We start from the raw sequence: 11,787 nt of genomic DNA, 5'->3' as shown, positions 1-11,787 counted from the left end.
CAGCTCCATGTTCCCGCGTGCCAGCCTGTCGGTCACCCAGCCGCCGGCCCAGGCGCCCAGCACCGAGAAGATCAGCGGGATCATCGCCAGGAACCCGGTCTTGGCGATGCTGATATGCTGCTGCATCTCCAGATAGGCCGGCAGCCAGGTCTGGTACATCCACACGGCATAGCCGCCGCAGAACGCGCCCAGCATCAAGCCCCACATCGTACGGTGTCGGAACAGTCGGCTCCAGTTCCGGAGCTCGACCGGTGTCTCGGCGGCGCGGTTGGCGGCCAGGTAGGCCGTGTCTTGTGGCTCAAGCGCGGTCTTCGCCGGGTCGCGGTACAGTTTGAACCAGACCAGCGCGCTGAAAAGTCCCGCCACGCCCATTGTGATGAACATCACCCGCCAGCCGAAGCCAAGCATCAGGCCGGTCAGGATCGGCGGCGCGATGGCGGGTCCAATGCTGCCGCCGGAATTATAAACGCCTGTCGGCTTGCCGCGGTCCTTGACGTGGAACCAGTCGCTGGTGATGCGCACCGCGCCGGGGAAGGCGGGGCTTTCCGTCACGCCTAGTGCGACGCGTGCCCATAACAGTTGCGTATAGCTCACGGCCAGCCCGCCAGCCCCCTGTGCCAGCGACCACGCGACGAGTGCGAAACCGATCAGATAGCGCGGACCCAGGCGGTCGAGCAGGAAGCCGATCGGCACCTGGGCGCAGGCATAGGTGAGGGACCAGAAGGATTGCAGCGCGCCGATCTCGGTCGCGGTCAGCCCGAATTCCTTTCGGATGGTCACGTTGCCGATCGCCAACGTCGAGCGGTCGATATAGTTCAAGGCGATCGCGGCGGTTACCAGGGCGACGGCGATCCACTGCATGCGTCGCAGTTTTGACGAGACCGTGGGGACGGACATTGTCGTTTCCTCCCATTTTTATGACGGTAGTGCCGCATGGTTTGGCGCTGCTGGCAAGAGCGATGGCTGGAAAAACCGGTCCTGGAGTGGCTGCAGAGAAAAACCCCCAGGCAGAACCGGCGAATTCGAGGCGCTGTCGACGGCATCAGTAAAATGCCCTCTACTGGCCTGCCATTTCAGCAGGAGCTCAGTATGACCCTGACGTCAGATTTGACCGGCCGCGTCGCCCTCGTCACCGGCGGATCGCGCGGGATCGGCGAGGCCATCGCATTGCGGCTGGCCAAGGCCGGCGCAGCCGTCGCCGTCAATTACCGTGAGCGTGCCGCCGACGCCGAACGTGTCGCTGCCACGATCCGGACGCTTGGACGCAAGTCGTTAGCGGTCCGGGCGGATGTATCGCGGTCGGACTCGGTCGTGGGGATGGTGCGGGATGTCGAAGCGCAGTTGGGGGCGATCGATATCCTGGTCAACAATGCCGGCATCGCACTGATCCGCGGCCTCGACGACCTGACGGAAGCGGATTTCGACGAAACCATCGCGGTCAACTTGAAATCGGTGTTCCTCTGCACCCGGGCGGTTCTGCCGCATATGCGGGAACAGGGTTGGGGACGGATCGTCAACATCTCCTCGGGCGCGGCGCGTGGGGCAGGGGGAGTCGGATTGCATTACAACGCTTCGAAAGCCGGGATGGAGGGGATGACCCGCGGCTATGCGGCGCGTCTGGTCAAGCAGGGTATCACCGTGAATGCCATCGCGCCGTCGCTGATCGAGACCGACATGGTCCGGTCAGGCGTCGCATCCTCGCCTGCGCGGATTCCGCTGGGCCGGTTCGGCACGCCGGACGAGGTGGCGCAGGTTGCGCTGATGCTGGTTGGCAACGGATACATGACCGGACAGACAGTCGCGCTGTCGGGCGGCATGGCGTTCAACTGACGCCGCCGGCACCAGCCTAATCCGGCTGCCCCAACGCTCGGTACATCTCCGCGAGCTGCGGGCTGATCGGCATGTTCATCCGCTGGCCATTCGGCAGCTTAGCCATCAGCCACCGTTTGTACAGCGTGTAGAGCGTTCCCTCGGACGCCATGCGGACGAAGCTGTCATGCACCAGCGCGGCGAAGGCTGGGTCGTTGCGCCTGAGACCAATCGCATAAGGCTCGAACGACAGATAGTCGCCAGTGATGGCGAATTTCCGCCCGTCCGGCTTGGTCGCCAGCAAGCCCGCGAGCAGGATATCGTCCGAGGCGAAGGCGTCGGCGGTTCCGGCGCCCAGCATCGCATAGGCGTCATCCAGGCTTGGCACCTCGCGTACCGTCATCGGCGGCGCTACCTGTTTCGCCAGCCGGTGCAGGACGGCGGCGTTCGTCGTGCCGACGCCTACGACCACCGTCTTGCCGGCCAGCCCTCGATAGGTGGCGACGGATGGGCGTCCGTTCACCAGCGGTACCATCAGCTTCGTACCGGCCAGGAAAAAGACCGGTGAAAAAGCGATCGTCCTTTCCCGTTCGGCGTTGTCCGTGGTCGAGCCGCATTCCAGGTCGATTGCACTCGAAACCAGTTTGGCCAGCCGTTCATCGGCGGCGACTGGCACATAGACGATGCGCACCCCTTTCTGCCAGGCTGGCGCGTCCGGTTCCAGCAGGTCACGGTTCAGCGTCCGTGCGACATCGGTCGCGATGCCATGGCAGAGATCGACCGAGAACCCGACCGGCTGCTTGCCGGGATTGAGGAACGCGAAGGGCGGCGCCGCTTCGCGATAGCCGATCAGGATCGTACCCCGATCGGCGATCGTCTTCAGCGTGCCGGTCAGCGGCTCTCCCTCCTCGGCCCATGCCGGACCTTGGGCCGGTGCGCAGAGAAAGCAGGCCGCCGTCAGGAGGGCAAGCAGGCGGATCATGCCGGCTCCACTTCCATCTCCTCGATCATGTCGCGGGTTTCTTCGTCCGCAACCAGCAGCCCTTCCCATTTCGCGACGACGGCGGTCGCCAGGGAGTTGCCGATGACGTTGGTCGCGGACCGACCCATGTCGAGGAAAGTGTCGATGCCCAGGATCAGCAGCAACCCTTCCTCGGGAAGGCTGAACTGGCTGAGCGTGGCGGCGATCACTACCAGCGACGCACGCGGAACACCGGCAACGCCCTTGCTGGTCAGCATGAGCGTCAGCAGCATCGCGATCTGCATCCCCAGGGTGAGCGGGATGTCATAGGCTTGGGCGATGAAGACGGACGCGAAGGTGCAATACATCATCGTCCCGTCGAGGTTGAACGAGTAGCCCAGCGGCAACACGAAACTGGAGATCGTCCGGCTGATCGGGAACTTCGCCAGTTGCTCCAGCATTTTCGGATAGGCGGCCTCGGAACTGGCGGTGGAGAAGGCCAGCAGGAACGGCTCCCGCACCAGCGATACCAGCCGTGCGATGCTGGGTCCCAGCAGCAGGAACCCGACGGCGATCAGGATCAGCCAGAGGCAGACGAGGCCGAAATAGAACTCACCCATGAACTTGGCGTAGTTCAGCAGGATGCCGGTGCCGTTGGTGGCGATCGTCGCCGCCATGGCGCAGAACACCGCCAGCGGGGCGAGTTTCATCACGTAGCCGGTGACGCGCAGGATGATGTGCGACAGGCCCTCGATCCCTTCCAGCACCACGTGCGACTTCTTGCCCATCGCCGCGCAGGCGATGCCGAAGAAGATCGAGAAGACGACGATCTGCAGGATCTCGTTATCCACCATCGGGCGGATGGCGGAGTCGGGGAAGACGTGCTTGACGAACCCGTCCAGCGTCATGGCGTGTGCGTCTATGCCGGAGGACACGCCGCTGACGGCCTTATGAACGCCGACCCCAGGCTCGAACAGGTTGACCAGTACCAGGCCCAGGGCCAGGGACACCAGCGACGCACTGACGAACCACAGCATCGCCTTGCCGCCGACCCGCCCGACTGCGCCGGCATCCGACATGTGGCCGATGCCCACGACCAGGGTCGAGAAGACCAGGGGCGCGATGATCATCTTGATCAACCGAAGGAAGACCATGCTGCCGATGGAGATATAGCCGGCGAACAGTTTCTGCGTCGCGGGGGCGGGGAAGTAGCCGTGCACGGCCGCGCCGGCGGCGATACCCAATATCATGGCGATCAGGATGTAGGTCGTCATGCGGCTCGATTTCATGTCGCTATCCCCGTTTCAGTTCGAGACCCGTTTGCCGGCAGCACCGCGAGGCTTGCTGTCCAGCAATCATGTCGTCCACGTCATCTTTTCGCAATCATTCGTCCATCTCAAATAATTACCCCGACATCGGCCCGTATGGAGACAAGGCACGCTCGTCTCGGACTTCCCCCCGGTCTTCCACGCGGGACCGGGAAGGATGCAGACTGCGCCGACAGATAGGGAGGACCAGCCATGGCCAGCCGGATCAACCGAGCGATCGAACTGCTGGGGCAAGGACAGGCGATCTATTACGACGGCCCGCATAGCGGTCACGTGCTGACCTATGAACAGGGGCTGCACGAGGCCGGGACTTGGGCTGACTACATCAATGTCGGCATGGAGCATGGCTGCTTCGACATGACCGGCCTGGCCGAATACATGCGGGGCATGGTCGAAGCCGGCCCGACCCGCTCCGGCCACCGCACGCCGGCGGTGATCGTCGAAGCGCCGGTCAATGGCACAGACGAGGCGAACGTCCGCTTCAACGCCTGGCAGTTCCGGCAGATCCTCGGGCGTGGGGTGCACGGCATCCTGCTTTGCCAGGCCGAGACCCCGGACGCCGTCCGAGCGTTCGTGGAGGCATGCCGGTATCCGCACAACCTGGCGGGGGTGGATCGCGCGCTGCCGTCGCCCGAGGACCGGCTGAATGGCGCCGCGCTGCCTGCGCCCGTCGAGGGCATGCTGGGGATCGGCGCACGGGGTCGCGGGTCAGAAAGCACCGCCGCGCCCGTTTGGGGCATCTCTGGTGCGGAGTACATGAACCGCTGCGATCCCTGGCCGCTGAACCCCGAGGGCGAGCTTCTGCTCGGCGTGAAGATCGAAAGCCCGGAAGGGATCGCCAACGCGGACGCGATCTGCTCCGTTCCGGGTCTTGGCTTTGCCGAGATGGGTCCCGGCGACCTAAGCCTCTCGCTCGGATCGGTGGACATCATGCGCGATCCATACCCGCCCGTGATGCAGGCGGCACGAGACAAGGTCTTCGCCGCCTGCCGACGTTATGGGATCGCCTTCCTGGAAGGCTGCACCCCGGCGAACATCGCTGCCCGGCTCGACGAAGGCGTCCGCGTCATCGCCGGCCACTCCGAGGAAACCGCCCGGATCGGGCGCGCACACCAGCGCCGGTCGATGCCGGTGTGATGTCGAGTGGCCACGACGGAAAGGGTCAAAGCCGCGACGGCTTTGTGTAAGGCCGTACAGAAGGTCCTTGTCCACCCCGGCTTGCGGCGGTATCCGGATCGAAACCGTCTTTAAACGGAGGATCGATGCCGGCGTATTGGTTGGTCAAATCCGAACCCGATGCGTTTTCCTGGGATCAGCAGGTGGCCAACGGCGTCGAACCCTGGACCGGCGTCCGCAACCACATGGCGCGGAACAACCTAAAAGCCATGAAGAAGGGCGACTTGTCATTCTTCTACCACTCGAATGTCGGAAAGGAGATCGTCGGCGTCGTCGAGGTCGCACGCGAAGCCTATCCCGACCCGACCGCCGAGTCCGGCGACTGGGTCTGCGTGGACATGAAAGTGGTCGGGCCGATGCCCAAACCGGTCACGCTGGTCGAGATCAAGGCTGATCCCGACTTCGCCGACCTGGCGCTGGTGCGGCAGTCCCGCCTGTCGGTGATGCCGGTCTCGGCGGCACACTGGAAGAAGCTATGCAAGATCGGCGGTTGGAAAAGCCACTGACGGCCTTTGCCTGACCCTGCGTTTCCGGCACAATACCAAGCAGTAGCCTGGAGGAACCGACCATGGGCGTGACCGCCACCCTTTCCGAATTCACCGCCGGCCTGCGCATCGACGCGCTGCCGGCCGATGTCGTCACCCGCGCGCGGTTCCTTGTGCTGGATCTGGTCGGCAACATCGTCCGCGCGCGCCACGACGCGGAGAGCACGCCGTCCTTCCTGGCGGCGGCACGGGCGATGGGCATGGCGGCGGGCAATTCCGGCGTCTTCGGCGACGCGGCGCGCTATACCCCCGCCGGTGCGGCATTCCTGAACGGCGCGCTGGCGCATTCGCTGGACTTCGACGACACGCACGCGGCCGGCTCGCTGCATCCCGGTGCGCCGGTGATTCCTGCGGCGCTGGCGGCCGGCGAGATGGCCGGGGCTTCGGGCGCCGACGTGCTGGCCGGCATCATCGCCGGGTATGAGATCACCTGCCGCGTCGCGCTGGCCTTGCCGGCCGGCGAGCATTACGACCGGGGTTTCCACCCGACCGCGACCTGCGGCGCGTTCGGTGCGGCCGCCGCGGCCGCCCGTGTCTTCGGCCTCGACGCCGACGGCGTGGCCAATGCGCTCGGCACTGTGCTGTCGCAGGCGGCGGGTAGCCTGCAATTCCTGGCCAACGGTGCGTGGACGAAGCGCTTCCAGGTCGGCTGGGCTGCGACCAACGGGCTGATGGCCGCGACCCTCGTGCGCGAGGGGTTCAAGGGCGCGTCCGAGGCGCTGGAGGGCAAGCACGGTTTCATGCGCGCCTATGCGCCCAATCCGACGCCGGAACGGGCGCTCCAGGACCTGGGGTCGGTGTGGGAACTGATGAACACGGCGGTGAAGCCATACCCGTCCTGCCGCTATGGCCATGCCGGCATCGATGCGGCGTTGGCGCTGCGGGCCGCCAACGACCTGAAGCCGGAGGAGATCACCCATATCCGCCTCGGCCTGCCGAAGTCCGGCATGCTTCTGGTCGGCGCGCCGGCGGAGAAGAAGGCGAACCCCGAGAACGTCGTCGACGGCCAGTTCAGCGGGCCGTTCGTGATTTCCAGCGCGCTGGCCACCGGGGCGATGGGATGGGACAGCTACAAGCTGCTGGACGACAAGACGATCCGCGGCCTGCTGCCGAAGGTGGAATGCGCCTTCGACCCTGAGATCGAGGCGGAGTTCCCGACCAACATGTCCGGCAAGCTGACGATCACCGCGCGTGGCCAGACCTTCGAGAAGAAGGTGGTGGTGCCGAAAGGCGAACCGTCCAACTTCCTGACCGAGGCTGAACTGCGGGCGAAGTTCGCCGGGCTGACGGATGCGATCCTGGGGGTGGAACGAGCCGCGGCCCTGGCGAACGCGGTGCTCGCGATCGACACGACGGCGGACGTATCAAGCCTGATGCGCTTGGCGGCCCCGCTGATGCCCGCCCGACTGGTCGGGGAGTAGGCCACTACGGCTTGGCGGCGCGGAGACGGTTTAGAACCGGATCGACAGCGCCGCCGAACCGAACTGGTGCAGGCCGCCGGTCTGGTGCTCGAATTCCTGGGTCTGCATGACATAGGCGAACGTCAGGCGCATGCCGTAAGCCATGACCGCGAAGCCGCCCTGAAGCTCGCCGACGTCCCAGATCGGGTTGACATGCGGGCCGCCGCGGAACGGGTGGGAATTCAGCAGCAGGTCGTATCCGACCGCCTGCCCGTCGCCGCCGACGAAGACGTACCAGGCAAACGGCCGGGTCGGCTTGAACACGTCCCCGCCGCTCAGGCCCGGGCGCACGCGCGGCACGCCGAAATCCGAATCCAAACCCTGACCGATGCGGAACTGGATGCCGGTCTGGATGTAATCGCGCAGGTCGCCGACCGCGGCGGTCAGGGATGGCAGTGCGTCCGTCTCCAGGCCCCACACCTTGCCCATGGGCAGGCGCCAGGTCCGCTCATGCATCACGTTGAACACCGGCGTGTTGCTGATCTGATGGTCCCAGCCATTGGCATGGTCCTGGCCGATCAGGTCGTGGAAGCCGTTCTGCAGGCTCGCGGCGCCTGACCCGGGGCCGACCACGCCGACACTGATGGTGAAGACGCTGCGCGTGTCCTCGGTGTCGCCCAGCAGCGAGAAATTGCCCAGCAGCACGCCGGCATAAGGACGGTCGCGCGGATCAGGCACGCTCAGGGAGGTGTTGGCGGGCGTGTAGATCTGCTGCGTCAGGTCGACGCCCACCCGCAGTTCGCCCGGCCCCCAAAGGGTCCGGCCGAGATCGGCCAGGAAGTCAGGCACGACAGTCGTGGGTGAGAACCAGCTCAGCCGCAAGCCATTGACATAGAACCTATCCGTCGGCGTGCCGGCCGAAATCGAGGCGTTCTCGTCCTGCAGCGTCCAGATGCTGCTATTGTCCGGCGTCGCCTGGGCCAGTGCCGGAACCGGCCGTAAAGCGATCGGGAGGGCGAAAACCGCCGCGAGGGGAGCAAGGGTCCAGAACTTCATGCGGTCAGTCTTCGGAAGCCTTTATGAACGCCTCAGGATGAACGATCGTCTGTCGGAGCGCAACGGGTGGACACCCTAGCACATTGAATCGGACGGGAAAACGACCTCATCGCTATCCAGTCCGATCCGGTGGCCAATCATGACCGGGTCGAGTGATTCGGACCAGCCACCCTTTGCGGTCAGCGGGTTATAGCGGTTACTCGCGGATCGGATAGGGGTCGCCTGCCTGTCCGGTCGAACGGATGGTCCATCTCGTGCGGATGGTCCATCTCGTGCATGAGACATGCGATCCCCGATGGGAAAGGCCGATCGATGCCCAAGATGCTGCATTTCGCCTGGTTCGGCGCCCCCGGTGCGCATTATTGGGACCTACCCTCGGCGGCGACCTATGACTGGCGCCAGGGCCGCCTCTACATGGACATCGCCCGGATCTGCGAAAGCGCGTTCCTGGACATGGTCCTGTTCGCCGATATCCCCGCGATCCCCACAGCCTATGGCGGCAACAACGACCATTACGTCCGCCATGGGTTCGAGGCCCATCTGGACCCGGCGCCGATCCTGGCGATGATGGGCGGCGTGACGCGCCATCTCGGGCTAGGCGCGACCCTGTCGACAAGCTTGTACCCGCCCTTCCTGCTGGCCCGCATGGTCGGCACGCTGGATCACCTGACGGCGGGGCGGACGGCATGGAACGTGGTCACGTCCTCCAACGCCGCCGCGGCACAGAATTACGGCCAGGACGACCTGCCGGAGCATGACGAGCGGTACAACATAGCCGACGAATACCTGGAACTGGTGCGTCGGCTCTGGGACAGTTGGGCGGCGGACGCGGTGCTGCAGGATACGCAACGGCGGATCTTCGCCGACCCGGCGAAGGTGAAGCCGGTCCATTTCGCGGGGAAATACTTCAAGTCCCGCGGCCCGCTGACCGTGCCCGCCCTGCCGCAGCGCCATCCGATCATCGTCATGGCCGGTACGTCCCGTCGCGGCCAGCAATTCGCGGTCACCAACGCGGACATGGTCATCGCGCACAAGAACAGCCTGGAGGACATGCGGAGCTATTCGACCGCGCTGCGGCGGCAACTGGCCGAGGCCGGGCGAGACCCGGCAAGCTGCAAGATCTTCTTCTCGATCAAGCCGGTGATGGGCGACACGCCGGACATGGCGCAGGAGAAATGGGCGTGCAATTACGAGGACGCGCAGCCGGAGGCCGGGCTGAGCTACCTGTCGGCGATGATGGGCCTGGACCTGTCGCCCTTCGATCTTGACAAACCGCTGCCGCCCGACCTGCCGGTCCAGGGCATGATCGGCAAGCTGCTGCAATACACCGAGGCGAAGAAGGACATGACTTTGCGGGAAGTCGCCAAGCACGAGGCGATGCATGAAACCTTCCCGATCGTGGGGACGCCCGAACAGGTGGCCGACATCATCGAGCACGCTGCGCAGGAAGGCGGCGCGGACGGGTTCCATTTCCGCGTCAAGGTCGGCGACATCGGCTACCTGAAAGAGGTGACGACGAAGCTGATGCCGATCCTGCGCCGGCGTGGCCTTGCGCGCAGCGGCTATGCCGGGCCGAGGCTGCGAGACAACCTGTTCGCCTTCTAGGCCTTGCCGTCACCACCGACTGTCATGGCATCCGTCTTGCACTGTCCTTACGCGGACAAGATGGAGTCGCTCGCGGATGGCACAGCAGCCCTTCCACATGGGATGGTTCGTGATGAAAGGTTACGGGCCGAAAGGATGGCGCAACCAGTGGGGTGGCCCGAACCCGCATGGCTGGGTGAAGCCCGACCTTCTGGTCCATCTGGCGAAGGAACTGGAGCGTGCCGCGTTCGACTACGTGATGATCGAGGACTCCTGCAACGTTCCCTATACCTACAAGAATTCGCACGAGACCTATCTGCGGCTGGCGGTCGATTCTCCGAAGCTCGATCCGTCCGTGCTGGCGCCGTTCATGATGCAGGCGACGTCCCGGATCGGGATCATCACCACCTTGTCCACGACCGAATACAATCCGTTCCTGCTGGCGCGGCTGACCAACGCCCTGGACCATGTCAGCGACGGCCGAGCGGGCTGGAACCTGGTGACCGGCAGCAATGACGGTGGTGCGCAGAATTTCGGCCATGAGCGGCAGTTTCCGCACGACCAGCGCTACGACATGGCCGATGAATACGTGGAACTGGTGCAAAAGCTGTGGGATTCCTGGGATGCCGACGCGATGGTGATCGACCAGGAAAACGAGATTTTCGCGGATCCCGCGAAGGTGCGGCCGGTGTTCCACGAGGGCAAGTATTTCCGCTCCCGCGGGCCGCTATCCGCGCCCCGGTCGCCGCAGGGCCATCCGGTGATCTGCCAGGCCGGCGGCTCGCCACGCGGGCGCCAGTTCGCGGCGCGCTGGGCGGACACGATCATCGCTTCGGCCGGCAGCGTGGCGGCGATGAAGGCATTCCGGGACGACATCCGCCAGCAGGCCGTCGCGGCCGGGCGCAATCCCGACCACATCAAGATCATGTTCCTGATCGCCCCGATCGTCGATGAGTTCATGGACTCCGCCCTGGCTCGGAAACAGGCGCGGCTGAAGGAGGCAGAGACGCATATCGAGTTCCACCTCGCGAACATGTCGCGCGTGACCGGGATCGATTTCTCGAAATACGACCTGGACGAGAAACTGCCGGAACTGACGTCGAACGGCCATCTTTCCGTCGCGAAAGGCTATTCCGGCCGCACGCCGCGGGAGATCGTGATGCAGGGCCGATCGCTCAAGGACGTCGACCTCGTCGGTACGCCGGAGCGGGTCGCCGCGCAGATGGCGGAGATCATGGCGGAGGTCGGCGGCGACGGGTTCTTGGTCATGGATCCGGAATTCACTCGCCGCTATATCACCGAGATCGCCGACGGGCTGACCCCCGCGCTGCAGAAGATGGGCCTGGTGCGCAAGACTTACGAGCATGCGATGCTGCGAGACAATCTGCGGGCATTCTGATCCCGGGACTTGAGGGGGCCGTTTGGCCGGGGCGAATGCCTATGGACGGGACGGTGTGAACGCGATAGGGCTGGGCGCCGGTCCGTGCGGGGACGGGTGGCCGAGTGGTTTAAGGCAGCGGTCTTGAAAACCGCCGTACGTGCAAGCGTACCGTGAGTTCGAATCTCACCCCGTCCGCCAAATGTTCGCCGCGGTATGCTGGAGTATTCGCTTGCATCCTGCGGCGGTCCTCACACAGGCTTGTTGACGGTCTTGCTCATCGGATGGCTGGCGATCAGATGACGCGCGATCTCACCGAATGGCGTCGTCAGGTGGCTGAAGATATGAGCCGTACGCGGCGTGATCCATGGATTCATATCTGAGACCGGAACGGCCATTTTAATCAGCTCGCGTCTAAACGCATAGCCGCGATGGTCGATGGCAGCGAGCGTGAGGGTTATCCGCGTGTCTTTCACAGCGTCATAGATCGCGCGCTGTTCCGTGACAGGCGTCCGCTCGCCCAAGGTTACGGACTTTATACACTCGGGTG

General features: G+C 64.7%; 11 protein-coding genes and 1 tRNA gene. 7 read left to right on the top strand and 5 right to left on the bottom strand.

The genetic code is table 11. The annotated features are described in order from the left end of the window. A partial coding sequence (locus VHB27_RS15355; RefSeq protein WP_325601963.1) for an MFS transporter occupies window positions 1-897 on the bottom strand: 897 nt, incomplete at its 3' end. A 192-nt stretch (window positions 898-1,089) separates the two neighbouring features. On the opposite strand from VHB27_RS15355, the gene VHB27_RS15350 reads away from it, so the two are divergent. Further along, window positions 1,090-1,830: an SDR family NAD(P)-dependent oxidoreductase gene (locus VHB27_RS15350; RefSeq protein ID WP_325601960.1), complete on the top strand. Its 741-nt coding sequence runs from the start codon at window positions 1,090-1,092 to the stop codon at window positions 1,828-1,830. A gap of 16 nt (window positions 1,831-1,846) precedes the next feature. Here the strand turns inward: VHB27_RS15350 and VHB27_RS15345 are convergent, their stop codons facing one another. Further along, the gene (locus VHB27_RS15345; RefSeq protein WP_325601958.1) at window positions 1,847-2,791 is read right to left on the bottom strand and encodes an amino acid ABC transporter substrate-binding protein; all 945 of its coding nucleotides are present in this window, start codon (window positions 2,789-2,791) and stop codon (window positions 1,847-1,849) included. Next, window positions 2,788-4,059, bottom strand: a complete 1,272-nt coding sequence (locus VHB27_RS15340) for a dicarboxylate/amino acid:cation symporter (RefSeq protein ID WP_325601956.1) — start codon at window positions 4,057-4,059, stop codon at window positions 2,788-2,790. Before VHB27_RS15340 ends, VHB27_RS15345 begins: the two co-directional genes overlap by 4 nt. 231 nt (window positions 4,060-4,290) lie before the next feature. On the opposite strand from VHB27_RS15340, the gene VHB27_RS15335 reads away from it, so the two are divergent. From VHB27_RS15335 to VHB27_RS15325, 3 genes are all read left to right on the top strand, one after another. Beyond that, on the top strand, window positions 4,291-5,235 hold the full coding sequence (locus VHB27_RS15335) for an aldolase/citrate lyase family protein (protein ID WP_325601954.1): 945 nt from the start codon (window positions 4,291-4,293) through the stop codon (window positions 5,233-5,235). Window positions 5,236-5,360: 125 nt separating this feature from the next. Further along, entirely contained in the window at window positions 5,361-5,780 is a 420-nt protein-coding gene (locus tag VHB27_RS15330) for an EVE domain-containing protein (RefSeq protein ID WP_325601952.1), read from the top strand. Window positions 5,781-5,842: 62 nt separating this feature from the next. After that, entirely contained in the window at window positions 5,843-7,240 is a 1,398-nt protein-coding gene (locus VHB27_RS15325) for an MmgE/PrpD family protein (RefSeq protein WP_325601950.1), read from the top strand. A 30-nt stretch (window positions 7,241-7,270) separates the two neighbouring features. Here the strand turns inward: VHB27_RS15325 and VHB27_RS15320 are convergent, their stop codons facing one another. After that, window positions 7,271-8,275, bottom strand: coding sequence for a lipid A deacylase LpxR family protein (locus VHB27_RS15320; protein WP_325601948.1), 1,005 nt, complete (start codon window positions 8,273-8,275; stop codon window positions 7,271-7,273). A 312-nt stretch (window positions 8,276-8,587) separates the two neighbouring features. Between VHB27_RS15320 and VHB27_RS15315 the strand changes: the two genes are divergently transcribed. The 3 genes from VHB27_RS15315 to VHB27_RS15305 all read left to right on the top strand — a co-directional run bounded on the left by VHB27_RS15315 (window position 8,588) and on the right by VHB27_RS15305 (window position 11,438). Further along, the gene (locus tag VHB27_RS15315; protein ID WP_325601946.1) at window positions 8,588-9,880 is read left to right on the top strand and encodes an NtaA/DmoA family FMN-dependent monooxygenase; all 1,293 of its coding nucleotides are present in this window, start codon (window positions 8,588-8,590) and stop codon (window positions 9,878-9,880) included. A gap of 76 nt (window positions 9,881-9,956) precedes the next feature. Continuing rightward, window positions 9,957-11,258, top strand: coding sequence for an NtaA/DmoA family FMN-dependent monooxygenase (locus VHB27_RS15310; protein ID WP_325601943.1), 1,302 nt, complete (start codon window positions 9,957-9,959; stop codon window positions 11,256-11,258). Window positions 11,259-11,348: 90 nt separating this feature from the next. Continuing rightward, window positions 11,349-11,438, top strand: a tRNA-Ser gene (locus VHB27_RS15305). Between the two features lie 50 nt (window positions 11,439-11,488). Here the strand turns inward: VHB27_RS15305 and VHB27_RS15300 are convergent. Further along, window positions 11,489-11,787: hypothetical protein (locus VHB27_RS15300; protein WP_325601941.1), on the bottom strand; the 299-nt coding region annotated here is incomplete at its 5' end.

The sequence above is a fragment of the Rhodopila sp. genome, from assembly GCF_035548235.1.
GTDB lineage: Bacteria > Pseudomonadota > Alphaproteobacteria > Acetobacterales > Acetobacteraceae > Rhodopila.
The sequence above is the reverse complement of the archived record's forward strand: the minus strand, read 5'-3'. Positions and strand labels throughout refer to the sequence as shown.

What these genes read in the sequence shown, in the direction of transcription:
- VHB27_RS15350 (WP_325601960.1), top strand. Translation starts at nt 1,090, where the DNA reads ATGACCCTGACGTCAGATTTGACCGGCCGCGTCGCCCTCGTCACCGGC.
- VHB27_RS15345 (WP_325601958.1), bottom strand. Translation starts at nt 2,791, where the DNA reads ATGATCCGCCTGCTTGCCCTCCTGACGGCGGCCTGCTTTCTCTGCGCA.
- VHB27_RS15340 (WP_325601956.1), bottom strand. Translation starts at nt 4,059, where the DNA reads ATGAAATCGAGCCGCATGACGACCTACATCCTGATCGCCATGATATTG.
- VHB27_RS15335 (WP_325601954.1), top strand. Translation starts at nt 4,291, where the DNA reads ATGGCCAGCCGGATCAACCGAGCGATCGAACTGCTGGGGCAAGGACAG.
- VHB27_RS15330 (WP_325601952.1), top strand. Translation starts at nt 5,361, where the DNA reads ATGCCGGCGTATTGGTTGGTCAAATCCGAACCCGATGCGTTTTCCTGG.
- VHB27_RS15325 (WP_325601950.1), top strand. Translation starts at nt 5,843, where the DNA reads ATGGGCGTGACCGCCACCCTTTCCGAATTCACCGCCGGCCTGCGCATC.
- VHB27_RS15320 (WP_325601948.1), bottom strand. Translation starts at nt 8,275, where the DNA reads ATGAAGTTCTGGACCCTTGCTCCCCTCGCGGCGGTTTTCGCCCTCCCG.
- VHB27_RS15315 (WP_325601946.1), top strand. Translation starts at nt 8,588, where the DNA reads ATGCCCAAGATGCTGCATTTCGCCTGGTTCGGCGCCCCCGGTGCGCAT.
- VHB27_RS15310 (WP_325601943.1), top strand. Translation starts at nt 9,957, where the DNA reads ATGGCACAGCAGCCCTTCCACATGGGATGGTTCGTGATGAAAGGTTAC.